Source organism: Shewanella sp. 10N.286.52.B9 (assembly GCF_002873635.1).
Classification (GTDB): Bacteria; Pseudomonadota; Gammaproteobacteria; order Enterobacterales; family Shewanellaceae; genus Shewanella.
This window is the reverse complement of record NZ_MCTY01000178.1, coordinates 24,917-49,523: the sequence shown is the minus strand read 5'-3', so window position 1 is coordinate 49,523 and position 24,607 is coordinate 24,917. Positions and strand designations below refer to the sequence as shown.

Annotated in this window: 21 protein-coding genes and 1 pseudogene; 13 read left to right on the top strand and 9 right to left on the bottom strand. The window is 41.7% G+C overall.

Translation table 11 applies throughout. The features are described 5' to 3' along the window. Nucleotides 1–118 precede the first annotated feature (118 nt). Nucleotides 119–1,822, bottom strand: a complete 1,704-nt coding sequence (locus BCU91_RS12685) for an FAD-dependent oxidoreductase (protein ID WP_102531626.1) — start codon at nucleotides 1,820–1,822, stop codon at nucleotides 119–121. Between the two features lie 331 nt (nucleotides 1,823–2,153). On the opposite strand from BCU91_RS12685, the gene BCU91_RS12680 reads away from it, so the two are divergent. Together BCU91_RS12680 and BCU91_RS12675 are read left to right on the top strand one after the other, a co-directional pair. Beyond that, the gene (locus tag BCU91_RS12680) at nucleotides 2,154–2,573 is read left to right on the top strand and encodes a YeeE/YedE thiosulfate transporter family protein (RefSeq protein WP_076537249.1); all 420 of its coding nucleotides are present in this window, start codon (nucleotides 2,154–2,156) and stop codon (nucleotides 2,571–2,573) included. Continuing rightward, nucleotides 2,566–2,988 (top strand): YeeE/YedE family protein, encoded by a 423-nt coding sequence (locus BCU91_RS12675; protein ID WP_198589356.1) that lies wholly within the window; start codon nucleotides 2,566–2,568, stop codon nucleotides 2,986–2,988. Before BCU91_RS12680 ends, BCU91_RS12675 begins: the two co-directional genes overlap by 8 nt. 135 nt (nucleotides 2,989–3,123) lie before the next feature. Here the strand turns inward: BCU91_RS12675 and lgt are convergent, their stop codons facing one another. After that, complete coding sequence (gene lgt, locus BCU91_RS12670) at nucleotides 3,124–3,921, bottom strand: prolipoprotein diacylglyceryl transferase (protein WP_102531625.1); 798 nt, start codon at nucleotides 3,919–3,921, stop codon at nucleotides 3,124–3,126. 280 nt (nucleotides 3,922–4,201) lie between these two features. Here lgt and BCU91_RS12665 point away from each other — a divergent pair, with 280 nt between their 5' ends. The 6 genes and pseudogenes from BCU91_RS12665 to BCU91_RS12640 all read left to right on the top strand — a co-directional run bounded on the left by BCU91_RS12665 (nucleotide 4,202) and on the right by BCU91_RS12640 (nucleotide 10,617). After that, nucleotides 4,202–4,765, top strand: a complete 564-nt coding sequence (locus BCU91_RS12665; protein WP_102520740.1) for an isochorismatase family protein — start codon at nucleotides 4,202–4,204, stop codon at nucleotides 4,763–4,765. Nucleotides 4,766–5,073: 308 nt separating this feature from the next. Further along, nucleotides 5,074–6,549 (top strand): CotH kinase family protein, encoded by a 1,476-nt coding sequence (locus BCU91_RS12660; RefSeq protein WP_102531624.1) that lies wholly within the window; start codon nucleotides 5,074–5,076, stop codon nucleotides 6,547–6,549. Between the two features lie 306 nt (nucleotides 6,550–6,855). Further along, nucleotides 6,856–8,445, top strand: a complete 1,590-nt coding sequence (locus BCU91_RS12655; RefSeq protein ID WP_102531637.1) for a PAS domain-containing methyl-accepting chemotaxis protein — start codon at nucleotides 6,856–6,858, stop codon at nucleotides 8,443–8,445. Nucleotides 8,446–8,551: 106 nt separating this feature from the next. Then, entirely contained in the window at nucleotides 8,552–9,421 is an 870-nt protein-coding gene (locus tag BCU91_RS12650) for a DMT family transporter (protein WP_102437559.1), read from the top strand. A gap of 245 nt (nucleotides 9,422–9,666) precedes the next feature. Continuing rightward, nucleotides 9,667–9,811: pseudogene (locus tag BCU91_RS12645) on the top strand (transposase); the annotation flags it as partial. Between the two features lie 245 nt (nucleotides 9,812–10,056). Beyond that, nucleotides 10,057–10,617 (top strand): CBS domain-containing protein, encoded by a 561-nt coding sequence (locus BCU91_RS12640; RefSeq protein WP_102531623.1) that lies wholly within the window; start codon nucleotides 10,057–10,059, stop codon nucleotides 10,615–10,617. 225 nt (nucleotides 10,618–10,842) lie between these two features. Here BCU91_RS12640 and BCU91_RS12635 read toward each other — a convergent pair whose 3' ends face one another. The 3 genes from BCU91_RS12635 to BCU91_RS12625 all read right to left on the bottom strand — a co-directional run bounded on the left by BCU91_RS12635 (nucleotide 10,843) and on the right by BCU91_RS12625 (nucleotide 13,178). Further along, nucleotides 10,843–11,802: a diguanylate cyclase gene (locus tag BCU91_RS12635; protein ID WP_102531622.1), complete on the bottom strand. Its 960-nt coding sequence runs from the start codon at nucleotides 11,800–11,802 to the stop codon at nucleotides 10,843–10,845. Nucleotides 11,803–11,970: 168 nt separating this feature from the next. Further along, nucleotides 11,971–12,609: a fumarylacetoacetate hydrolase family protein gene (locus BCU91_RS12630; protein ID WP_102531636.1), complete on the bottom strand. Its 639-nt coding sequence runs from the start codon at nucleotides 12,607–12,609 to the stop codon at nucleotides 11,971–11,973. A gap of 140 nt (nucleotides 12,610–12,749) precedes the next feature. After that, nucleotides 12,750–13,178: a RimK/LysX family protein gene (locus tag BCU91_RS12625; protein ID WP_102531621.1), complete on the bottom strand. Its 429-nt coding sequence runs from the start codon at nucleotides 13,176–13,178 to the stop codon at nucleotides 12,750–12,752. A gap of 230 nt (nucleotides 13,179–13,408) precedes the next feature. Between BCU91_RS12625 and BCU91_RS12620 the strand changes: the two genes are divergently transcribed. The 5 genes from BCU91_RS12620 (at nucleotide 13,409) to BCU91_RS12605 (ending at nucleotide 19,061) form a co-directional block, all read left to right on the top strand. Continuing rightward, complete coding sequence (locus BCU91_RS12620) at nucleotides 13,409–14,080, top strand: DUF2461 domain-containing protein (RefSeq protein WP_102531620.1); 672 nt, start codon at nucleotides 13,409–13,411, stop codon at nucleotides 14,078–14,080. 184 nt (nucleotides 14,081–14,264) lie between these two features. Beyond that, nucleotides 14,265–14,507 (top strand): hypothetical protein, encoded by a 243-nt coding sequence (locus BCU91_RS20600; protein ID WP_241904084.1) that lies wholly within the window; start codon nucleotides 14,265–14,267, stop codon nucleotides 14,505–14,507. Continuing rightward, nucleotides 14,489–15,943 (top strand): phosphoethanolamine--lipid A transferase, encoded by a 1,455-nt coding sequence (locus BCU91_RS12615; protein ID WP_347230781.1) that lies wholly within the window; start codon nucleotides 14,489–14,491, stop codon nucleotides 15,941–15,943. Before BCU91_RS20600 ends, BCU91_RS12615 begins: the two co-directional genes overlap by 19 nt. 129 nt (nucleotides 15,944–16,072) lie before the next feature. Continuing rightward, complete coding sequence (locus tag BCU91_RS12610; RefSeq protein WP_241904083.1) at nucleotides 16,073–17,473, top strand: BamA/TamA family outer membrane protein; 1,401 nt, start codon at nucleotides 16,073–16,075, stop codon at nucleotides 17,471–17,473. 193 nt (nucleotides 17,474–17,666) lie between these two features. Continuing rightward, nucleotides 17,667–19,061, top strand: a complete 1,395-nt coding sequence (locus BCU91_RS12605; protein WP_102531618.1) for an RsmB/NOP family class I SAM-dependent RNA methyltransferase — start codon at nucleotides 17,667–17,669, stop codon at nucleotides 19,059–19,061. Nucleotides 19,062–19,494: 433 nt separating this feature from the next. On the opposite strand, the gene cysC is transcribed toward BCU91_RS12605, so the two are convergent. From cysC to cysD, 4 genes are all read right to left on the bottom strand, one after another. Then, nucleotides 19,495–20,133 carry an adenylyl-sulfate kinase gene (gene cysC, locus BCU91_RS12600; RefSeq protein WP_102437575.1) on the bottom strand — a complete coding sequence of 213 codons (639 nt, stop codon included), beginning with the start codon at nucleotides 20,131–20,133 and terminating at the stop codon, nucleotides 19,495–19,497. A 73-nt stretch (nucleotides 20,134–20,206) separates the two neighbouring features. Further along, nucleotides 20,207–21,934 (bottom strand): SLC13 family permease, encoded by a 1,728-nt coding sequence (locus BCU91_RS12595; RefSeq protein WP_102531617.1) that lies wholly within the window; start codon nucleotides 21,932–21,934, stop codon nucleotides 20,207–20,209. Nucleotides 21,935–22,035: 101 nt separating this feature from the next. Next, nucleotides 22,036–23,442 (bottom strand): sulfate adenylyltransferase subunit CysN, encoded by a 1,407-nt coding sequence (cysN, locus tag BCU91_RS12590; protein WP_102531616.1) that lies wholly within the window; start codon nucleotides 23,440–23,442, stop codon nucleotides 22,036–22,038. Nucleotides 23,443–23,563: 121 nt separating this feature from the next. Continuing rightward, nucleotides 23,564–24,469, bottom strand: a complete 906-nt coding sequence (gene cysD / locus BCU91_RS12585) for a sulfate adenylyltransferase subunit CysD (RefSeq protein ID WP_076537299.1) — start codon at nucleotides 24,467–24,469, stop codon at nucleotides 23,564–23,566. Between the last annotated feature and the right edge of the window lie 138 nt (nucleotides 24,470–24,607).

The following is a 24,607-nucleotide window of genomic DNA, read 5'->3' as shown; positions in this document are numbered from 1 at the left end:
TAACTAATTAGAAATAAAAGCATATTCAACTTATCTCAGGACGGGACAGTTAACTTAAAAAAAAGCCTGCAAATTACTGCAGGCTTTTTTAATAACAACTAAAAATTAAAAAAAGCTTTTATGCTTTAGCAAACTTATAGGTGCGGTAACCGCCGATAAGGTTTCGGGCTTTAAAGCCGTTATTCACCAGCTGACGATAAGCGACGTTACCGCGCAGGCCTACTTGACAATAAATGACGATTTCTTTGTCTTTTGGTAATTCGCTCATGCGTTGACGCAGTTGATCTACAGGGATATTAATCGCGCCAGCGATACAGCCACCCGCTTCAAGCTCGCCTGGGTTACGGACATCTAACAAGAGTTGATCTGCCGATAAATCATCCATTTCTTCAAAATGTATCGCGCTTGCATCACCTTTGATAAGGTTATTGGCTACAAATGCCGCTTGGTTGATGACATCTTTAGCGCTGCCATAAGGCGGTGCATAGGTCAGTTCAAGGTCTTGTAGCTGTTCAACTGTCATACCGGCACGTTGGGCAACCGCCATCACATCAATACGTTTATCGACCCCATCTTTGCCCACTGCTTGAGCGCCAAAAATCTTGCTTGTTTTAGGGTCAAATAGCATTTTAAACGAGACAATTTCTGCGCCTGGGTAGTAGCTTGCATGGCTTGCGGTATGCACATACACTTTTTGGTATTCAACGCCATCACGCTTTAATTGCTTTTCATTTTGACCTGTTGAAGCAACTGCAAGGTCAAAAATCTTACAAATTGCGGTGCCTTGTGTACCCTTATAGGTTTCATTGCGGCCAAGCATATTATCTGCTGCCATACGCCCTTGGCGGTTAGCTGGCCCTGCTAGCGGCACTAAGGTTTGCTTACCAGTCACAAAGTCTTTGTCTTCTACTGCATCACCAACGGCATAAATATCTGGATCACTGGTTTGCATGTTTTCATTGGTATAAATACCGCCTAAATCGCCAATTTTTAAACCCGCTTCTTTAGCAAGTTTGGTTTCAGGTCGAACACCAATGGCCATAATAAGAATATCAGTCTCTAAGGACTCACCATTATTAAGGCTAAGGCTTAACTTACCTTGCTTGTGTTGGTGGGCTTCATTTTCGCCCGACTCAATACTTAAGATATGATCGCAAGGAGTAAACTCAACAGCTTCAAGTGCTACTCCAAGTTTTAAATCCACACCTTGCTGGCGAATTTCAGCATGAGCAAATCCTGCCATTTCACGATCAACAGGAGTCATCACCTGCTCGGCCATTTCAATTAAAGTGGTTTTTATCCCTAGTTGATGAAACGCTTCCATCATTTCTAACCCAATAAAGCCACCGCCAACCACTGTTGCGTGCTCGGGTTTATTGGTTTTGATGGTATTAAGAATGCGATCCATATCTGGGATATTACGTAACGAGTGCGTCAGCGGATTATCAATGCCAGCAATAGGCGGAACAATGGGGCCAGCACCTGGGCTAAGTAACAGCTTGTCATAAGTTTCAGTGTATTCATTGCCACTGATCAAATCTTTTACCGTGACCGACTTAGTTACGCTATTGATTGCAGTTACTTCATTCATGACGCGAACATCAACGTTAAAGCGTGCCAAGAAACTTTCTGGCGTTTGTAGCAATAGCTTGCTTCTATCTTTGATGTCACCACCAATATGGTAAGGCAAACCACAATTGGCGAACGATACGAACTCGCCTCGTTCAAACATGATGATTTCAGCATCTTCACTAAGACGACGAGCACGCGCTGCAGCTGATCCGCCACCCGCTACACCACCGATAATTAAAATTTTTGACATGACTCTCTCCCGTTACAACCGATTGCTGAACTGAAATAACTGTAATGGCAACTTAGTGTTTTGCGACGATGTCGTCTGCCATACTTTTTATTCATCGTTCTATATAGTCCACATATTGAATAAAACACATTATCCATAAGTTTTTTCTAATGCACAACTAGTTAAACAAAATTTCATAAGATTAGATTTTATTAATATACCCGCTCTTGTATACTGCTCTAAAACCTTGCTTTAACAATGGCTTGTGTGAAATTAATGCTGCGCGATAGCGTTAATTGTTACCACACTGACAATTAGGTGTTACAGCCGTTAAATTATATTGGAGTGTTGAATGACAGAATTCACCCCTTGGAGTGCCTTATTTGGCGGAATGCTATTAGGCCTTTCGGTAACCATGCTCATGCTATTGAGTGGCAAAACAGCCGGGATCAGTGGCATTTTAGGCGGCATTTTTGGCGCTAACAACAAAGACAGAGCATGGCGAGTGGCTTTTGTTATCGCCATGGCTGCCAGTTTATTGTTTGACCCTTTAATGGGCCTTCACACTGCCGCTTTACCTGACTATTCATTAACTTGGTTATTGGTTGGCGGGTTAGCTGTCGGTATTGGTACCCAACTCGCTAATGGCTGCACTAGCGGCCATGGTATTTGCGGCATAGGTCGCCTATCAATGCGCTCAATGATTGCCACTGTGATATTTATGTTAAGTGCGGCGTTAGTGGTGTGGTTGTCTGGAGGTGTGCATGTTTAAGGTCTTAGTAGGGTTAATCACCGGGCTGTTATTTGGCTTAGGTATGAATATTTCGCAAATGGTAAACCCTTACAAGGTGCTTAATTTTTTGGATGTCACCGGCAATTGGGATGGCAGCTTAGCGTTTGTTATTGGTGGCGCACTATTGGTATTTTTGCCAAGTTATCATTTTTTAATCAAACCCCGTACTCATGCCGTTAATGGCGATGAAATGCCAACGACGCCACAGGGGCTTACACCTAAGTTAATTATTGGCTCAGTTATTTTTGGTCTTGGCTGGGGAATGGTAGGCATTTGCCCAGGACCTGCGGTGGCAAGTTTGTTACGCGGTGAGTCGGCGATTTACTGGTTCATGGCCAGTATGCTGCTTGGCTACTACGGGAGTAAAAAGATCTCTTGGCCAATGAAAAGCTAGTCCCCTTAAGAAACGCAGTAGGACCTTGTGCGATTAAGCTCAAGTGAGCGCTTAGCATTTTGCAGCACCAAAATATCTATCCCTTTTTGAAAAATGCCAGCGATATAATCGCTGGCATTTTTTTATCGCTGAAAGCTAACTGACTGAAGCATCTGGCAGCTTTTTCATATAAGCCATAACCACTAACCCTAGCCCCAATAGCACAAATGGCACGCTAAGCATTTGCCCTACACTCATACTCCAATCTTGGGCAAAGTCAGCCTGTCTTACTTTTACAAATTCAATTAAATAACGTGAGCCATAAACCAACGCTAGAAATAGCCCTAATAATGCCCCTTGTTTTTGTTTCATCTCAGTAAAGCGATATAGCAGCCACATTAGAATAAATAGCCCTAAATAGGTGATTGCTTCATATAATTGCGCCGGATGACGTGGCAGCATATCAATACGCTGAAAAATTATTCCCCAAGGCTTATCAGTTGGCACCCCGACAATTTCTGAATTGGTAAAGTTGGCCATACGGACAAAAAAGCAGAAAATCCCCGTAGCAATGGCAATGCGATCCATCAAGAATAAAAACGGTAACTGCACCTTGCGTTTATAAAGGTACATGGCTAATAACACGCCGACCGTGCCGCCGTGACTGGCAAGCCCGCCTTTCCAAATGGCAAATATTTTTAAAGGATTGGCAAAGTAATAGCCAGGTTCATAAAACATTACATGCCCTAAACGCGCCCCCACAACAATGCCAACTACGCAATATATGACTAAATCATCTAATGACTCAACATCAAGCTCTTCAAGCACATAAATACGCCTCATAACCAAAAAACCACTGATAATGGCGGTGGCAAACAACACGCCATACCAATGTATTTTTAGCCCCATAAACGACAACATAACAGGGTCTAAATTCCAAACTATATGCTCCAAAATCGATGCTCCATATCAGATTGAACAATAAACATGCTAGCAAGAGTATTACGTGCTTCTAGGTGGTAATTCAAGCAGTTATTACTCAGGGCTCTGAGTTAGCAGCAAAATCATCCTTATCCCAAGTAAAATTATTTTCCGTTACTGCTGTCATTTATCACCAAAAACCAACGATACTGCCGACTCAGAAATGCTAGCCCTTGTCCGTTAAGCTATGATGGTATATTGGGTGTATTGATCCTCGTCAGTCAAAGCCGCTTAACAACTAGGAGCTATCGTTATGAGTATTACCACCATTGATGCCCAAACAGCCTTGATCGTAATCGATTTACAACAAGGTCTGGTGACCTTAGATACTTGCCACCCCATCCAAGAAGTCATCGAGAATAGTTGTAAGTTAGTGTCATTATTTCGCTATGCCAGTTTGCCCATTGTATTAGTTAATGTTGATGGCATCGCTCCTGGGCGCACCGAACAAGTCAGAGTGCAGCAACAAAAACCAGAAAATTGGAGCCACTTGATTGATGAGTTACAACCTCAGCAAGAGGATTTACAGTTAACCAAAAACACTTGGGGCGCTTTTGCTTCAACTGAGCTGCATAAGTACTTAGCATCATTAAAAGTCACCCAAGTAGTCATTAGTGGTATCGCCACCAGCATGGGGGTGGAATCAACCGCAAGACAAGCATTTGAGCTGGGCTACAATGTCACCATCGCTACAGATGCCATTACTGATTTTAATATGGATGTTCATAACAATAGCGTTAACTCTATATTCCCAAAGCTGGCTGAAACCGGTACCACTGCAGATATTGTCGCTAGAGTTTCTACTGACCACGCCTAGTCTTAACTGACCACGTATAGTCTTAACTGACAACGAGTAAGCACTAGGTTAATAATACAGTCCCATCGTTTTAACCGCTTTCAGCCCCCTAAATCCATAGGTGATTGTAGCGATTGACTGCGCTGCTTAACTAACGACCTATCAAAATGGTGCCATCTAGGCGGTTCAATCAAGACAGTTCAATAAAACTACTGCTTTGTTCCACCCTTTCTGCACCAGTTCTGCACTTTAATTGATTACCCTAACCTGACAATAACCTTGTATTCCGTTCATTTACCAAAAAATAGCGTCATTATCAGGAGTTTCTTATGCTCAATATTGCTTGCTTTTCATCGACTCGATTAACCGGGATCCCCTTACAGTTTTTATTACTCGCAAGCCTTAGCTGTGGTTTATTACTTTCAGGTTGCAGCGGTAACGACGAAACCACAGAGCCCGAAGACACCACACCTGAAACTGGCATTATCATTCCAGAAGAGGATTACAGTGACACAGATTTTGAGACCATTGATTGGACTGATGAGACTCACAGTAAAAATGTCGATCCTAATTTTGAAGAAGTATTCAGTGATACTGAAGTCAAACGCTTAGATTTTGTGGTTACCGAAGACCGCTGGAATAGCATGCTCGATGATATGACGAACACCTACGGCAGTTTTGGCACATCTTCAGGTTCTAATAGTCTTCTAGATAGCGATGAAAACCCAATAATGGTGCCTGCGGATATCTATTATGAAGGCAAGCAATGGTATCGCGTTGGGATCCGCTTTAAAGGTAACTCGTCGTTGCAATCAAGCTGGCAGAACGGCGTGCTTAAGTTGTCGTTTAAGTTAGATTTTGATGAATTTGAAGATGATTACCCCCAAATCGATAACCAACGCTTTTATGGTTTCAAAAAGTTAAGCCTGAAAAATAACTATGATGATGAGTCACTTTTACGTGAAAAAGTCGCTGCTGATGTCTTTAAAGATGCGGGCCTTGCAGTATCACATACCGCTTTTTACACCTTGTATGTTGATCATGGTGACGGCCCTGAATATTTTGGCTTATATACGCTGGTTGAAGAAGTCGACGATACTGTGATTGATAGCCAGTTTGCTAGCGATGATGGCAACCTATATAAACCAGAAGATGATGGTGCCATGTTTATTGAAGGCACATTTAGCCAAGACAACTTTGAGAAGAAAACCAATGAAGATGATGAGGATTGGTCAGATATCCTCGCATTATTTGACGCCTTACATGACGATACTGCCAGCACTGACCCACAAACCTGGCGCGCAAACCTTGAAGCGGTATTTGATGTGGATGTGTTCCTTAAGTATTTAGCCGTAAACGGGGTGATTCAAAACTGGGACACCTATGGGCTAATGCCGCATAATTTTTACTTATACAACGACCCAGATACCGCAAAACTCACCTGGATCCCATGGGACAATAATGAAGCCTTACAAGATGGCAAAATGGGCGGCGCTCTAGCGTTAGATTTTGCCGATATTAATTCAAACAGCTGGCCACTGATTGCTAAAATTTATGCCGATGACACTTATCGCGATACCTATAACCAATATTTACTCACTGTAATTAATGATGCCTATGAAACGAATAAAATGCAGGCGATCTACAACAGTTACTCAGCATTAATTGAGCCCTATGCCACCACTGAATTGTCAGGTTATTCATTCTTAGAAAGCTCAAGTGACTTCTATCGCGCTATCGATGAGTTAATCGAACATGCAGAAAATCGCACTGAGGCCGTGGTTGATTATCTTGATAAGCAATAGTGATTTCTGAAGCTTTAAATTGTTAATCTATTTATTGCAAAATTCGGTCTAAGCAACAAATTAGGGAATGACAAAAGACCTGAGGAAAGTAATTCCCCCTTTTGGCTGCTTAGCTGTTTTATCTCACTTGGTCATTTTGCCCTTGTAATAATAAGACACGGTGAAACAGATTAATTTTAAAGTTAACATATTGAAATGCTAATATTTAAATCTTAACAATAGATCATAAATACTTGACCGCTATCAATTTATCCATAATGCAGCTCAGGCAAAATGTAGCCACTTTTATATCCTCTAATGGTTACCATGCGTATAAATCAACCTATTATTAATAGTGAGCGAGCACTCACCAATAACTGCATTCTGTTGTCGACCACCGACCTTAAAGGAAACATTAAATACGCCAATCAAGAGTTCATCAACATCTCAGAATTTAGCGCAGATGAATTACATGGGCAGCCCCATAATATTGTTCGCCATCCAGATATGCCGCCCCAAGCATTCGAGTCTATGTGGCAATGTATTAACTCCGGAAAACCTTGGGTTGGTATCGTCAAAAACCGTACTAAAAGCGGTAAATACTACTGGGTTAATGCCTATATCTCGCCAGTATATGAAAATGGTGAAATACATGAATTTCAGTCAATTCGTCGTAAAGCAACCAAAGCCCAAATTGCGACTGCAGAAAAGGTTTATCAGCAACTCAATGATGGCATAGCGCCAAAAGAACTCGCTAGTCCCATCATGAGTTTTGTCGGCAAGCTAAGTTTATGGGCAATGTTTATCTTGTTAATCAGCACAATTGCCACCAGCATGATTTCAACTCCAGCCCTTAGCATTGCGGCCGCGACAATCTGCACTATTGTCGCAGCACTAGGCATAAACTACCTTTGCCAACCCTTGAAAGCGTTAATGGTTAAAGCCACTACCATCATTGACGACCCCATTGCCTGCGGCATTTTAACCGGTAGCCAAACTGACATAAGCAAAATCGATTTAGCATTAAATTACTTAATCACTGAAACCGGTGGCGTCGTTGGCCGCATGGCTGATTCAGCCACATCAATTAGTGAACAAAGTGAGCAACTTAATCAGACTATTATTGATACGCGTGAGCGTGCTCAAAGCCAATGCCAGCAAACTACTCAGGTCGCCACAGCCATGGAGGAAATGACCACCAGCTTTACTGAAGTCAGTGATAACACCAATAACACAGCTCAAGAAATTACCCGTAGTCATAACGCTTCCACATTAGGTCAGGAACGTATGGTGAATGTAGTTGCTGCCATTAGTAAGTTAAGACAAGAAGTGACCCATTTCTCAACCATTGTTGAATCAATTGAACATGACAGCCATGCTATTTCAGCAGTACTTAGTGAGATAAAAGGCATTGCTGAGCAAACTAATTTGTTGGCGCTTAACGCCGCCATTGAAGCCGCCCGAGCGGGGGAATCTGGTCGAGGTTTTGCCGTAGTGGCTGATGAGGTGCGTCAATTGTCGATGCGAACCACTGAGTCCACCACTCAAATTGGTAGCATTGTGAGCAATTTTCAGCAAAGTACCCAAAGCGCAGCTAAAGCTATGGATGCAGGTCAGGCACAAGCGGATCTTTCAGTGAAATTAGCAGAGGATGCCGATAGCGCTTTTGATCAGTTACGCGCCTCGTTAGATAATATTCAGGCGATGGCAGAAATGAATGCCACCGCCATGAGCCAACAAGCCTCGGTAGCCGAAGATATCAGTCAATCCATCGTGGTGATTAATGAGTTATCCAATACCAGCTTAGCGCAAACAGACCAAGCTAAAATCAAATGTGAGCAAATGACTCGTTTATCCAATAAAACGGCCAACTTGTCGAAGCAGTTTTGGCAACAAAGCGTTCAAAGGAAGCATTAATTCCCATAGAGCAAAGTCGCTATTTAAAAAGCACGATGTGAAAAAGTCGCTAGAATTAACACTAAAGGGTCGAGTTTTCGCCCCTTTTTTCATTTAAGGTTTACATATGTTTAAGTCGGCGCGTCCCCATATCCAAATGCTATTTTTCACCTTCATCATTGCGATGACTTTTCCTGTAGGCAAGCAATTAATGCTTGAGGTTCCACCAATGATTGCCACTTGGCTTAGATACGTTATTGCTGCCTCATTATTTGTGGTCCTATTAATTGTTACTCGGCGCTTTAATTTACCTAGCGCTAAAAGCCTATTGCGTTATGCCTTAGTATCCTTGCCCGCACTGGGTTATTTTTCTGCCATGTTTAGTGCCTTAACTAAAACCTCGGCCTTTGCCACCAGTGCACTCTCCACTGCGCTGCCGTTAATTACGGCTGTATTAACCATGCTAATTTATAGAAAGGTGGGTAAGTTAAGCCATTGGTTAGCACTTATTGTCGGCTTTAGTGCGTCACTTTTTTTAGTCCTGCAGCAATCGAATGCTAACTTGGATTTTGAATGGAACACAGGTTACAGTCTGTTTATGCTGGGCTGCATTGCTATGGCTGCTAATCCTCTGGTCATAAAAGCCTGCTATCGACAAGAGAACTTTATGGTATTTACTGGCTGGAGCCTAATCGCTGCCGCGATTATATTATCGGTTTGTTTAACCCCACAGATAATCGACTTCAACTGGCAACAGGTCTCTGGCAATGCTTGGTTGGCGTGCTTATACCTTGCTGTTTTTGCCACTGCGATTAGCTTTTTCCTGTTTCAAAAAGCCAGTGTAAAATTAGCACCGCAACAAGTTTCAGCTTATATTTTTCTAATCCCGGTGTTTGTATTAATGACAGGTGGCAATATCGATGTTAACTGGATTTATACAACCATTGCCATGCTACTGCTTAGTGCGGCAATGTATTTACTGATGCGAAAGCAATAAGGCATCTTTATAGCGCTATTCGCGTTAAGTGTTGGCCTTAGGTCGTAGCACATTCCAACGTAGCTGTTTTTAGGTTTGTAAAAATGCCTGTGTTGTATTTCTGTGTCGCCATACTTTGTTGATAGCCGTTGTCTTGCAACAGCAGCACTTAGTTTGTGGAGTGGAGTCAGTAGTGTCATAGCTAATTTGGCCACCTAGTTAGAGATGATATCATCACCTCATAAGTTAACAGGTGACACTATGAGCAACGTACAAGAAGACTTTTTCGCGCAGGGTTCAAACTTGAATCTTCTCAATTTAGTGCTAGCTCAAAATTACTCAATTGTTGAAGCTGCTCAAACCATGAGTGTAGGCAAGCCAACCATGGATAAATGGATTCGTCAATTTAGAGAGGTTCGACATTAACACAAGTAGGCACACACCACACATAAAACTCACAACCACAACAATGGCTTAACCAATATTAAATGTCATTCATGTACTTGCCTTACATGTTTAAGCAGCGCTATTCTTACTGCCTAAGGTTATGGTTTTTTTGATGCCCCTCAATTTTAAACGTCGCACCAATCCTGAAAGTTAGCCAACGCTATATTCAGTTACCAGATCTACTTATTTTAATGTAACGGAGTTAGCCAATGAGAAATTTACAACTATTCAGCACCGCATCTGTCGATCACTTACTATGGTCAAGCAAAGTTCAAGTTGCACATATGGACTCACCTGCATTAGATATTTTTACTGACTTTGATGTTGCCCGTCCAATCGTAGTTGATGCGTCAACCACTGCGGTAGGCACAGGTAAAATCATGGAAAAAACCCATGCTTATATGCGACTTGTTATTGATAAGGATGATAAATTCCTTGGTGTGGTTACCATGCAAGAGCTCTCACATCATAATTTATTAATGACAGCGAAAAAGCTAGAACACAACATTGATGAAGTGCTAGTGACTGATGTCATGGTAAAAAGAGAAGATCTTCAAGCGTTCGACTACGATCAAATTTCTACCGCTAAAGTCAGCGATGTGGTACGTATTTTAAAAGAAAATAGTCTACACCATATGCTGGTGATTGATCACGAACAGGATCATATTCGCGGTATCATTGCTGCCAGTGACTTAGCCAGAAAACTCAGTGTGCCTATTGAAATTCATCAACGCCCTTCATTTAGCCACATTTTTAATACTGCCGGCTAGAGAAATTAGCGGCAAATTAACTCTTAGCAATGATACAAATTCAATCTATAAGCCTTACTTCAAAGGCTTATAGATTTAACATTCTAGATCCATATATTCAGATAAACCCAAATTGTACTTATACCATCGCCCAAACCGTATCCAGTCAACTTAGTGAACTACCCCGCAACTTTCGCTTCGCTCGGATCACGGGGATCTCGACAGATATTGATAAAGACACCGTGATTAAGCCACTTCAAGTGTAAATTCAATGCTGCAATTTTTGCCCTGATCTTTGGCGCGATAAAGCGCACTATCCGCTTTTTCAATAAACTCTCTGGCCGTTGTATCAGCATCTGGCGTCATGGTAACAAAACCCACACTCAGTGTGACCAACGATTCCGCCCCTTGAAAGTGAGGAATAGTTAATTCATAGACACCTTTGCGAATATCTTCTGCCAGTGCAGCCGTATCTACATTTTCGCCATAACAAATAATGGCAAACTCTTCGCCACCATAGCGGCACACCACATCTGTCGAACGGCTGCATACTCGGGCAATACACTGAGCCACTTTTATTAAGCATTGATCGCCCTGATAATGACCCAAACTATCGTTGTAAGCTTTAAAGTAATCAATATCACACATGATTAAAGAGACATTTTTCTGTTCTCTTTTGGCTAAATTAATGACGAAATCTAATTGAGAATCGAATTCACGGCGGTTATTAAGCCCAGTTAAACTATCTATTTTCAATAGTTTAAACAGTTCTGCACTGGTGCGTTCACACTCAATTACTCCAAATAAAATGATTGCGTTGCCTTTATCATCACGCAGTACCGCCCTTGCTTTACTGGTAAAATAAAGTACATCGTCAACGCGACTGTCGTAGTAAGGAAAACGATTATTGAACTCTTCGATAACGCCATTTTTTAATTTAAGGTAGTCATCGCGGATCTTGTTGGCTTTTTGGGAGTCTTTTATTGCAATATTTTTATTGTAATCTCCAGCAATGGGACAGGTTTTTTTAACGCTGTGATGGCTTAATTGTTTATCCAAAGCAAACATGTCACACATACTATCGTTGCAATAATAGGTATTAGAGTCTTCAGATAAATCGATTAACCACCATGAGACACCAGAGAAATTGAACAAGTTTTGATATAAATTATAATAGTTTTCTATACAGGAATTAGGAAATGTCATATTTAATTAGCCGCTCATTTATAGCTAATTTATTAGCCTGATAACAGACTAACTTTCCTTTTAGCAGGATTTAAGATAAAGGTCTTTCGCTAAAAGTATAGACCTTAAAATCAAAATTTCCTCTTTAAGCGTTCGCGGCTAAGCATCAGATTACTATCTTGAACAAAACTATTTAGCCAACCATTGCTGGGTTAACTGCGGAACATTATTAAGCATGTAGTTTTCAAGTGAGCGGCTATCGCTGTAGTCTATTGCGCGCCATAATTTTACGCTAAAGCAGTCACCCACATTAACCACGCCGACGCCTTTAGGCGTACCGGTCATCACAATATCACCGTCTTCTAAATGGATAAATTCAGTTAACGATTGCTTAATCGCTGTGGTGTCATACATCATCAAATCACTGTGACCCACTTGGACAATGTTTTCATTGATAGATAATTGAAAAGCCCATTTACTGCAGGCTGTTGCGCCTAATCCCTTTAGGGAAATAAAATCACTGAACAGCGCCGAGCCGTTAAAGGCTTTTGCCCGCTCCCAGGGTAATTGCTGAGCTTTAAGTGTCGATTGCAGTGCCCTTTTGGTTAAATCTAAACCGACACCCACTGCTGAGAACTGATTGTTTTCCATAATAAAACATAACTCAGTTTCGTAATGAATAGGCTCTTGTTGAAAGGCTATAAGCTCTGTTGAGATGGCCGAATTGGGTTTTAAAAATACCACCATATCTGCAGGCATCTCATTGCCCAGCTCTTGGATATGATCGACATAATTACGACCAATACAGACGATTTTAGAAGGCGTCATCTTTACAGGGCTTGAATTAGAAATAGCAGCTAAAGCCGAAGACGATGAGCTAACGGTTGGGTTGATGATTGATACGGAATGTAAAGCCACGATAAGTCCTTATTTTATGACTCAGTTTTGTGAATAAAAACCAATTTAAATTAAGCGCCAAGCAAGTATGATGCGGATGAATCTACCAAAAATCGACCTGATAATGCCCTTCTGCCCAGCAGCATTCTAAATTGCATATTGTCACGAGCAGTGAGTGTCAGTTCAATATCAAAATGATGTTCACCAATGATAATCGGCGTTTTAATCACATAACGACTGGTAGTACGGCCACCAGAATCTTTGACATTACGACGATCAAACACCGCAAACTCACACACAACTTCACGCAGCGACTTTTGCTGAGGATGAAACCACACTTTAATCCAATCTTGGTCATTTTTTATAAAGGGTTCAATTTTAAAAGCATGTAAGCATGATGTTTTGGCGCCGGTATCAATTTTCATATTGACCCGTTCATTAGCAATTTCTGGAAATGTGGCCCATTCACACCAACCAAGCACTTGTAACGATGTCGTCATGGTAAACCTTTAACGTTTTCTGTTTAATCCCAAGTCTAGACTATCAATACTGCAATAATTAGCCTTTGACAGTGCATAGCACTAGATTAATATAAGCCTTTCTGATACTTAACCCTAGCTGTTAATAGATTGAATTTAACCTTAATCTATATGATTGAACAAGTATTTGAACTAATGGTTATCATATGCCGTTATGAGACAATGAATGATTAAGACTAATAAGGCAGCCAATGTATTCTCAACAAAGCTTTAATTTTTTAAGTCAGTTAGCTGATAACAACAACCGAGAATGGTTTAAGCAACATCAGCAAACCTATGAAGATTTGGTGCGCACCCCAACCCTTAAGTTTATCGAAGCCATGCAAGGGCCCATCCTCAGCTTATCGCCAAGGCTGACTGCAGTACCTAAAAAAGTCGGTGGCAGTATGATGCGCCCTCAACGAGACAGTCGATTCAGTAAAGATAAAAGCCCTTATAAGCTTAACGTCGGTATTCAGTTTCGGCATTTTCAAGCAAAAGATGTCCATGCCCCGGGCATATATTTACACCTTGCCAATGATGGTTGTTTTTTAGCGGCAGGAATATGGCATCCTGAATCAAAAGCCCTCAATGCCATTCGTCATTGTATTGATGAAAACCCTAACGGTTATAAAAAGGCTTCGGTACAATTAGCCGCAGCTGGGTTTGTGTTATCTGGGGACCGTTTAATAAGACCACCGCGTGGATTTGATAAAGATCATCCATTCATTGAAGAATTAAAGCGCAAAGATTTTATTGCCATCAAACCTGTCAACATTGAGCAAGTCTGCGCTGATGATTTTGTTAATTTCTGCGCTGAAGAGTTCAAGCATACCATCGGTTTAATGAGCTATTTATGCTTTGCCTTAGACTTAGATTTTTAGTGATAATGACTTATATCATCGTGATAAAACGGCCGTGGATAGAGTTTGCTTTAAAGAGATAAACATTCGCCGCTAAACGAGACTAACCAAGACACTGAAAACCAGTGTCGGTGAATTAGCGGACGACCATCCAAATTTCAACTAGTATAAAACTAGAGACTAACATCACCAGCAGGCATTTAATATGACAGCATTCTCGCGCCTATATTCTGCCATTAACCCAAAAGAACTCAGCAAAGAAACGATGATAGTGCTGATGGCGCTGTATTTTGCGCTGGTGATTAACTTTGGGCTTACCCAACGTATTTTTCAATTATCAGCTGATAGCCATTTAGTGTTCTCTCTTACGCCGGCGCTCGTACACTTGGGCATTTTTATCATTGCTTTTGCTTATTTTCGTCTCGGTTTATCTTTAAACCCTTACTGACAATCTTACTGCTCACCTCTGCAGCAGCCATGTATGGCACCATGAAATACCAGGTATATTTTGATTACGCCATGATTGAAAATATCTTTGAAACCAATACTGGCGAAGCCCTGTCCTATATCAGCACCACGTCTATTTTATATATCGTGGTGTTTGGACTAATTCCAACCATATGGTTGTGGCGAGTGCGCCTAACGCCATCACAAAGCGTAGTTAAATCCTTAATGAGACGCTCAACATTAGTGGTTGTAGGCTTAGGTTTAATAGGAGTCGTGCTGCTAGGCTTTTATAAGGACTATGTGTCCATGGGGCGAAATAATACTTACCTTAAAAAAATGATCATACCAGCCCATGCTTTCAATACGGTAAAATATCTTTATAAAAACAACTTTGTCACCCCCTTGCCTTATACCGTTAGAGGCCAAGATGCACGCTTAATCGATATCAACCCAACTAAGCCAACTTTATTTGTACTGGTCGTCGGCGAAACAGCCCGCGCTCAAAATATGGCTTATTACGGTTATCATCGAAACACCAATCCTTACACTGAAAATTTAGACTTCATTATTGTTAATAACGTCAGCTCATGTGGCACCGCGACCGCGCATTCATTACCTTGCATGTTTTCCGACCTCACTCACGATAATTATAACCGTGAAAAAGCACTGGCCAGTGACAACCTACTAGACATTATTCATACAGCAGGCGCAGAAGTGGTGTGGCTTGACAATGATGGCGGTGATAAACATCTGGCAGCCCATGTGATTGAGTTTAATATTCCGACTGACTCAAGTGATGACTTGTGTGACGGTAGTAGCTGTTATGATCAAGTTCTGGTGCGCGAGTTCGCTTCACATATCGAGCAGAGATTAGAAAACAAGCAGCAAACCTTAACCAATCAATTATTGATATTGCACACGATAGGGAGCCATGGGCCTACCTATTTCAAGCGTTACCCTAAAGATAAGCAGCATTTTAGCCCCGCCTGCGAGCGCAGCGATCTTGAAAATTGCAGTGATGAAGAAATCATCAATGTCTATGACAATACCTTAGTTTATACCGATTATATTTTGTCAGAAATCGTAAAACTATTAGAGCTATATGCCAGCGATTATGAAGTGGCAATGATGTATATCTCTGATCATGGTGAATCACTAGGTGAAAGCGGCATGTATCTTCATGGCACCCCTTATGCCTTTGCGCCAGCAGAGCAAACCCATGTGCCTTGGTATCTATGGTTACCAGAAAGCTACACCCAGTCAAAGCAACTCGACCGTCAATGTATCATCACGCAAGTGAGTCAGGGGACACATTCCCATGACAATTTGTTTAATACGCTTATCGGCTTGTATGGCGTCGATACCCATTTACTCGATACTTCGCTTGATCTTAGCCATTCTTGCAAGCAAACAACTGAGCTTTTGGGGACAAAATAGCATTTAGTGATAGCGATTTAATCTCTGCTATCACTCGTCGCCCTCAAACTAGTCGCAATAAATATGGCCTAAATTAGCCGCCGAATTAGATTTTTAATCAACTTCATCTATATTTATCTAATAAATAAAATGATTAACTATCAGCCCGTTAATTACGTACTCACCGACAATGTTAAAGGCTCACGGATGATAAAAATGCGCTTTTCCCGAGCTTCGACTCGATACTATTTCACCGCCATTTTGGCCTTTTCACTATTACTGACGCAATCTTTTGCCCATAGCGCGCCAAAGAATATTAAATCCATCGTTAATCGCGCTGAGTCCCCAAGGGTTGGTACCGAAGAGCTGATACTCCCCTACGCTTTCAGCACTGACTCAATGGGATTAAACTTAGGCATTGGCACTATGGTCAGTGGTTATGGACAAGAACAAATAACGATTGGCGCTACTGTCTATGGTGGCGATGTCAGTTACGGTGTTGGCGCAGGAATTTGGAACTTTAAAATACCACGAACCGAACGCTTCTTTTTAAGTGCCGTTGGCTTTGTCGGTTATTATCCACAGAAAAAAGCCTACGCAGGGGGCACCTTAAATTATACCCCTGCAGGCACACCTATCCCTGGTAGTAATGACTCATCAAATGAACAGTTTTTACAAGCTGATGGCTCGTCAAACTGGTGGAATATACAGCTTGAATACACCCTACCCATTGGCGCAACACGTGATAAAGGCCAAGTACACTATGAACTAACCCGCGGCTTGCTGAGCTCAAAACCCTCTGGCGGTGACAGCTGGAATCCGCTTGAGTCTGGAGCCACAGTGGCGACACTGAAACAATTTAACCGCTTTGAAACCTTTGAATTTGAAGACGGAGAATTAGATGGCGCCGTTCATGCGATGAGTTTAGGACTGCTTTATGATAATACCGACTTTTCACGAAACCCCAGTTACGGCAGTAAGCAGTTTGTCGCCATTTCCCATGATGCGGCTTGGCTAGATTCTGATAATCAGTGGACATTTATCGAATTTGAAGCCAGTAAATACTTCTCTTTTGGCGCCTCCGACTGGGCATCCCAGCGTATATTAGCGTTAAATTTTTGGACAGGTTACTCGCCCTCATGGAAGCTTGAGTATAACGACGAAGGAGGCAGGCGGATCACCAATGATGCCCCTTACAGCGAAGGCGCAACACTTGGTGGTTTTTATCGAATGCGCGGTTATGACAACAGTCGTTTTCATGATAAAGCCTCCATATACGGCACTGCAGAATATCGCTATACCTTCAAAAACAACCCCATCGAAGATGTAAACTGGCTTAAATTTTTACGCCTAGATTGGTTTCAATTGGTGGGCTTTGTTGAAGCTGGCCGCGTTGGCGAGGCTTATACCGCCAATGAATTATTAACCAATTTGAAATTTGATTACGGCGTTTCTCTTAGAGCATTAACCGCAGGGATCATTGTAAGGTTTGATATCGCCCAATCAGATGAAGCCACCAATGCTTGGGTGATGGTAGACCACCCATTTTAATAGAGCTGTTTACTAAATTGTCTTTTATCCACAAAATGGAAGGCGACTAATCTAAGGATTAGTCGCATTTGAGGTCACATACCTTGATTTAACCGCTGTTGACCTTGCAACCACGGATTTAACAACAGTAGCAGTCATGGTAAACTGCAGCACTATTATCCCCATTGCGCTGCAAAGCCAACCTGAGTGAGTCATGGAACCAGTTAATCCCCCCCATCTTCAAGCCAATACTCCCGCAGAAAAAAGAGCATTAAGCTACTCTGCCACCATCAAAAAGTTATTCGATGAAGTATTAGACACCAAAATGCCTGCTGATAGGATTGTGGCAAACTACTTCCGTGAGCACAAAAAGCATGGCTCAAAAGATCGCCGCGTGATCCGCGAAACCTTATTTGGGCTATTTCGTTGGTGGGGCTGGCTAAAACAGCTGGGTTCTCAGCATGAGCAACAAACTTGGTATCAAATGCTCAGTACTTGCGCCTTACTTGAGCAGCATCAATGGCGTCAGTTTGCTGATGCGTGGCAACAATTTGGCGGCTTAAGCCCCGAACAAGTCAGCTTGATAAATCACACCATTGACGCTAATGATGTTGCTAACTCATCTAATCCGCAATCAAGTGCAAACTTTGATGTTAGCCATAAAAATAGCCTTATGGGCCAGTTATTCACGACCATTGAATTTGCTGAAACCCAACTATTACCCGATTGGTTTTGGGCGCTATGCACCATTGATGATCAGCAAAACAAACTAAAATTGATTGAAGCCATGAGTAGCCGTCCTCCCATTTGGGCAAGAGCGCAGCGCATTGATACAGCATCAGCTGTTACCACATTACAAGCAGCTGGTATTGATGCCCTAGCCAATGAATACTTTACTGATGCATTAAGCCTTGGCAGCAAAAGCATTAACCTCAATGACGTTGATTTATACAAACAGGGCAAACTTGAAATTCAAGATTTAGCCTCGCAAGTTATCGGCAATGTCTGTCAGCCTTTAGCAAACGAGCAATGGTGGGACACCTGTAGTGGCGCGGGCGGTAAGACATTACAGCTGCGCTCATTGATGCTGCAAAATGCCGCCTCAAACAACAATACAGCAGGTACTATTACCTCATCAGATATTCGTTCAAAAGCCCTAGAAGAGCTTAATAAGCGCGCTAAACGAGCAAACTTTGACAGCATTACTGTGGCGCGCTGGAAAAGCGATGCTTTACCGGTAGCCAAAGCCCATTTTGATGGCGTACTGGTTGATGCCCCATGTAGTTGCACTGGCACATGGCGCAGAAACCCAGATATGCGCTGGATAGATGAGCCAAGCTGTATCGAAGATAAACCCGCACTGCAGTTAGATATTTTAACTCGCAGTTCAAAGGCGGTAAAACCAGGCGGCAAACTCGTCTACGCAACCTGCTCATTATCACCGCTTGAAAACGAACAAGTGGTGCAGCAATTTTTACAACACAATAGTGACTTTGAGTTGATCACCAGCGTACACCCATTTACCCAAGCTAAGCTTGAGCATATTACCGTATGGCCCTTTGAAGCCAATAGTGACGGCATGTATGTGGCGAGAATGATGAGAAAGTAATGTCCCTATTTATCAATAAACGATGACAATAACTATTATCAAAAAAGGCCTTCACAAATATTTGTGAAGGCCTTTTTAATTATTCAATGGCAGCACTCAATAGCAGTACTGTACGCCCGTATTAAAATTTTATAAAAATATGGTTACCATGAACGGTTATAACTCAATAGTTTAATAATTTTCTGAGGGCGGATATCGTTTTCTTATAATAAAGTTTGCTACTTTAGTGTGCCGCACTTGTTCAAGCTCTCTGAATAGCAGGAATAATTTTTAGGCACACTTTACATCCTTTATATTAATGCTTTTTGAGCCGCTTCAATATTTTTTACTCTAGCCATAAGCACCATAGGATCAAATGTGGATTCTTTGAAGCCAAACCTTGTGTAAAAATCTTTGGCTGAGAAGTGCTTTCTACCATGCTTAAAACCAAGCCTTACGATAAGTAACCGTTATCTGTTAAATAGCTAATCACTTGTAAAGCGCACTGCTCAATATCTTGCTCTGCGGTCTTCACATGAATTTCAGCATTCGTCGGCGCATCATAAGCTGAGTCAATGCCGGTGAAGTGTTTAATCTCGCCCGCTCTGGCTTTTTTATATAACCCTTTAGGGTCGCGTTGTTCGCAAATCGCTAACGGGGTATCAATAAAGATTTCGATGAATTCATCTGCTGCCAACAGGCTTCGCACCATGTCGCGATCAGCTAAAAAAGGCGAAATAAAAGCAGTAGACACAATCAGCCCCGCATCGACAAATAGCTTGGATACTTCACCAACCCTACGAATATTTTCAACTCTATCAGTATCAGTAAAGCTTAAGTCACCATTTAGGCCATGGCGAACGTTATCACCATCGAGCACATAGGTTTTACAGTTTAGATCATGAAGCATTTTATCAACTGCATTGGCAATTGTAGATTTACCAGAGCCACTTAACCCTGTGAACCATAAAACGGCAGGCTTATGACCATTTAGCTTAATGCGCTGTGCCCGAGACACACTTGCCAAGTGCCAAACAACATCTGTTGACTTGTCACCAAGCACATTAACGTCTTGGTAGGGTGTATTTGACATGATTATTCCTTGTTCACTTTTTAGTTCTGTTAATACTGACAAATATTATGTTTTTATTGTTTAAAGCTGCCCATTAAAACGGGAAAAATATTGGCACGCTGATGTTCACGATTAAGCCGTAAACAATACTGACGGGCAAACCGACTTTGACAAAGTCTTTTAGCTTATATTGCCCTGCATTAAACACCATTAAATTGGTTTGATAACCGTAAGGGCTAATAAAACTGCCACTGGCAGCAAATGCCACAGTCATCACAAAAGGTAAAACATCCACCCCAAAACCGAGCGCCAAACTATAAGCAATGGGAAACATTAGCGCTGCAGCAGCATTGTTGGTCACTAATTCAGTCATCAACCATGTGAGAATATAAACCATAATCAAGGCAATATAAGCATGCTCTTTATCGACACTCTGATTAACCACATCACCAATTAATTCGACAACGCCAGCATTAACCAATGCATGGGAAAGTAAAATGGCAGAGGCGACGATGAGCCAAATATTGACCGGTAATCGGCGCATCACTTCATTGACGTTAAGTGACTGACTAAACACCAGTAGCCCTAATAAAATCACTAAGCTTTCAAGTAAATCAATGACCCCAAATGCGGCAAGGGCTATTGAAGTTAAAAAGCCACCGACAGCTAACCATGCCCTCCAGCCGTTAAGGCGTATCTCAGTTTCGACGCCGCTAAGCACAATAAAGTTTTTGCTTAAATTACGACGAGATTTAAAATCCTCACCAACAGATAACACTAAAAAGTCACCCGCTTGTAACTCGACTTCACCAAGTTTGCCAGAGACATTTTCGCCATCTCGGCGAATCGCCACCACGGCGGCATCAAATAGTGCTCTAAAGCCGACTTTCTTTAGTGTTTTTCTCACTAAAATACTTTCTTGCTTTACCACCACTTCAGTGAGATTTGAGCCTTTTAAATCATTTTTATGGGCAAATGTTTCAAGCCCTGAAAACTGCCCTAATTGTCCTAGTTTTGCAATATCACCACTAAAAATAAGTCGGTCATCTTGTTGTAACACTTCTGTTGGCGCGACCGGGGTGATTAACCTTCCCTTTCTAACGACCTCAACTAAAAATAATGACTCTAAATGCCGTAAACCATTGGCCTCGACAGAGCGGCCAATCAGCTCTGAGTTTTCGATGATTTTTGCATCAATAAAATAACCTTTATTACCATCAAGAGTCTGTTCATTTTCTGGCAAAAACCTGACACACACAGCTAACACGGCCCCGCAACAAATCACCAGTATTAAGCCGATAGCGGTAAAAGAGAAAAAGGCTAATGAACGCCCTTCAACATCAATATACAGGCTGTTTACAATCAAATTGGTTGAGGTGCCAATTAAAGTCAGCGTGCCACCGAGAATTGCCGCGTAGGATAAAGGCAATAATAATTTACTGGCAAAATGATGCGGGTTATTACGTATTGGCGACAAAAGCGTCGCCACCACCGCGGTATTGTTAAGTAGCGCAGAACAAATCGTGGTGACACCAAAAAGCCGTATAAAAGTGGCTTTATAGCCAACAACAATCACTTTTGACGCAATAACTCTCAGCAATCGGGTTTTCTCTAACCCGAAAGAGCAAATGATTAATAGAATGAGTGTGATTAACCCAGGGTTAGCAATACTCGATAATAATTGCGCTTTAGACACCAACCCAAGTGCAACTAATGATAATAAGGTCACACCGCACACGGCAGCAGGTCGACTTTGAAATTTTAATAAACCACAAATCGTTAGTATGAAAATACTTATTGTTAAGTATGCATCTGTAGACATAAATAGAAACCAACCTCAAGGATACAAAGTCAAAAAAAGCTGCAAGCTAATCAATCGCATTGCAGCTTTTTGATAAAGCCTAGGTGCTCATCTGTACTAGCTTAGCCTATGACTTTTGCGCCCCAATGAGGGTAATGTTTTCTAACCAATGCGTTAAATTCGATTTCAAATGCTGAAGGTTTGGCTTCAGTGGTTGCTGCTTTGCCTTCTAATGAATTTCTTATCATCCCCGCGCCCACGGTGACATTGGTTAGGCGATCGATAATGATAAACGCACCAGTGGTTCGATTGATATCATAAGCATCAAACTGCACAGCTTCATTGACTGCAAAGTTACAGTTACCCATTTCATTAAGTTCAAGTTGATGTGCATCAAATGTCTCTAGGGTGTTCACATCGACTTTGTGATTCACATTCTCGACGAAGCCATAAACTGATTTACTGCCCATTTTAATGGCATATTCACGATCGACATGTAATGGCTCTTCAGTCATCCACACCACATCGGCCTCAAAATTGCTGCTTGATAATGGCAGTTCATGAGGGCGAACTAGCATGTCACCACGGCTAATATCAATTTCATCTTCTAAGGTGATAGTGATTGCCATGCCGATAGTGGCTTTTTCAAGCTCGCCATCAAAGGTCACTATAGATTTAACTTTACTTTCTTTACCTGAAGGCAAGGTTTTGACGGTATCACCAACGCGGATATCGCCCGATGCAACCGTGCCACAAAAACCGCGAAAATCCAGATTTGGACGATTAACGTATTGCACTTGCATACGAAATGGGTGGGTTTTATCTTTGGCAACCGTCACGGTATTTAACAGTTTCATCATGGTTGAACCCGGGTACCAAGTCATGTTGGCACTCTCGTTGACGACATTGTCGCCCTTTAATGCTGAAATCGGCACAAAGCGAATATCGTTAAACTGCAGGTTTTCAGCAAACTCACGATAGTCTTTCTTAATATTTTGATAAACGCTTTGGTCGTAATCCACCGCGTCCATTTTATTGATGGCAATGATGACGTGCTTAATACCCAACTGAGAGCAAATAAAGCTGTGACGGCGAGTTTGTACTTGCACCCCATGCCTTGCATCAATCAAAATAATCGCTAAATCAGCAGTCGAAGCGCCCGTTGCCATATTGCGGGTATATTGCTCATGACCTGGAGTATCAGCAATAATAAATTTACGTTGCTCGGTGGCAAAATAGCGATAAGCCACATCAATGGTAATACCTTGCTCACGCTCAGACTGCAGGCCATCAACCAATAAGGCTAAATCGAACGACTCATCGGTGGTATTAAAGCGTTTTGAGTCTTTTTCAATGGCCGCCATTTGATCTTCAAAAATCATTTTACTGTCATACAACAAACGACCAATAAGGGTCGATTTACCATCATCAACACTGCCACAGGTTAAAATGCGCAGCATATCTTTATTTTCATGGACGTTTAAATAAGCTTCAATATCTGAAGCGATTAAAGCGGTATTAGACATCATAAATTCCTTAAGCTAACGCGCTGCTCTGAGTGTATATTCAACTGCAGCAACACATTGGTAATGTAATGGTTCAAATAATCAGAAGTGCCAAACACTTCATAAAAATGAGGTTTTAAAAAGCTTAGAAATACCCTTCCATTTTTTTCTTTTCCATTGAACCGGATGAATCATTATCAATCACTCGCCCTTGACGCTCAGATGTTGTACAAAGCAGCATCTCTTGAATAATCTCAGGTAAGGTTTGTGCAACCGACTCAACTGCGCCAGTGAGTGGATAGCAACCTAATGTTCTAAAGCGCACCATCTTATGCTCAATGACTTCGCCTTCTTCAAGCTCCATTCGGTCATCATCAACCATGATTAAGGTGCCATCACGCTCTAAAACTGGTCTTTCTGCAGCTAAATAAAGCGATGGGATTTCAATACCTTCAAGATAAATATATTGCCAGATATCTAATTCAGTCCAATTTGATAATGGGAAAACGCGAATGCTTTCGCCTTTATCCACTTTACCGTTATAAATATTCCATAACTCAGGACGTTGGTTTTTAGGGTCCCATCTGTGCTTGTTATCGCGAAAAGAATACACACGCTCTTTGGCACGGGATTTTTCTTCATCACGACGTGCACCGCCAAAAGCAGCATCAAAACCATGCATATCTAACGCTTGCTTTAAGCCCTCAGTTTTCATGATGTCGGTGTGCTTAGCACTACCATGAACAAACGGGCTACAGCCCATTTCTAAACCGCGAGGGTTTTTATGAACGATTAAGTCAAAGCCGTACTTTTCGGCCATTTGATCACGAAAAGCAATCATCTCTTTAAACTTCCAGTTGGTATCAACATGCATCAAAGGAAATGGAATTTTGCCGGGATAGAAAGCTTTACGCGCAAGGTGCAATAAAACCGAGGAGTCTTTACCTACCGAGTAGAGCATGACAGGGTTATCAAATTCTGCGGCGACTTCACGCATAATTTGAATGGATTCTGCTTCAAGTTGCTTTAAATGAGTCAATTGTGTCGACATATCTATTCCAATAAACCTTTAATAATTCATACGCTTTAAACAGACAAATGATGATCCGTCTCATAGCCATGATTGTTAATCCAAAGTTGCATGCAATCATATTACCAGTATCAACTGATAGTAAAAGTTATTAATGAA

Bases quoted from the DNA above. Each gene is read 5' to 3' on its own strand.
- BCU91_RS12685 (WP_102531626.1), bottom strand. From the start codon at position 1,822: ATGTCAAAAATTTTAATTATCGGTGGTGTAGCGGGTGGCGGATCAGCT.
- BCU91_RS12680 (WP_076537249.1), top strand. From the start codon at position 2,154: ATGACAGAATTCACCCCTTGGAGTGCCTTATTTGGCGGAATGCTATTA.
- BCU91_RS12675 (WP_198589356.1), top strand. From the start codon at position 2,566: ATGTTTAAGGTCTTAGTAGGGTTAATCACCGGGCTGTTATTTGGCTTA.
- BCU91_RS12665 (WP_102520740.1), top strand. From the start codon at position 4,202: ATGAGTATTACCACCATTGATGCCCAAACAGCCTTGATCGTAATCGAT.
- BCU91_RS12660 (WP_102531624.1), top strand. From the start codon at position 5,074: ATGCTCAATATTGCTTGCTTTTCATCGACTCGATTAACCGGGATCCCC.
- BCU91_RS12655 (WP_102531637.1), top strand. From the start codon at position 6,856: ATGCGTATAAATCAACCTATTATTAATAGTGAGCGAGCACTCACCAAT.
- BCU91_RS12650 (WP_102437559.1), top strand. From the start codon at position 8,552: ATGTTTAAGTCGGCGCGTCCCCATATCCAAATGCTATTTTTCACCTTC.
- BCU91_RS12640 (WP_102531623.1), top strand. From the start codon at position 10,057: ATGAGAAATTTACAACTATTCAGCACCGCATCTGTCGATCACTTACTA.
- BCU91_RS12635 (WP_102531622.1), bottom strand. From the start codon at position 11,802: ATGACATTTCCTAATTCCTGTATAGAAAACTATTATAATTTATATCAA.
- BCU91_RS12630 (WP_102531636.1), bottom strand. From the start codon at position 12,609: ATGACGCCTTCTAAAATCGTCTGTATTGGTCGTAATTATGTCGATCAT.
- BCU91_RS12625 (WP_102531621.1), bottom strand. From the start codon at position 13,178: ATGACGACATCGTTACAAGTGCTTGGTTGGTGTGAATGGGCCACATTT.
- BCU91_RS12620 (WP_102531620.1), top strand. From the start codon at position 13,409: ATGTATTCTCAACAAAGCTTTAATTTTTTAAGTCAGTTAGCTGATAAC.
- BCU91_RS20600 (WP_241904084.1), top strand. From the start codon at position 14,265: ATGACAGCATTCTCGCGCCTATATTCTGCCATTAACCCAAAAGAACTC.
- BCU91_RS12610 (WP_241904083.1), top strand. From the start codon at position 16,073: ATGATTAACTATCAGCCCGTTAATTACGTACTCACCGACAATGTTAAA.
- BCU91_RS12605 (WP_102531618.1), top strand. From the start codon at position 17,667: ATGGAACCAGTTAATCCCCCCCATCTTCAAGCCAATACTCCCGCAGAA.
- cysC (WP_102437575.1), bottom strand. From the start codon at position 20,133: ATGTCAAATACACCCTACCAAGACGTTAATGTGCTTGGTGACAAGTCA.
- BCU91_RS12595 (WP_102531617.1), bottom strand. From the start codon at position 21,934: ATGTCTACAGATGCATACTTAACAATAAGTATTTTCATACTAACGATT.
- cysN (WP_102531616.1), bottom strand. From the start codon at position 23,442: ATGATGTCTAATACCGCTTTAATCGCTTCAGATATTGAAGCTTATTTA.
- cysD (WP_076537299.1), bottom strand. From the start codon at position 24,469: ATGTCGACACAATTGACTCATTTAAAGCAACTTGAAGCAGAATCCATT.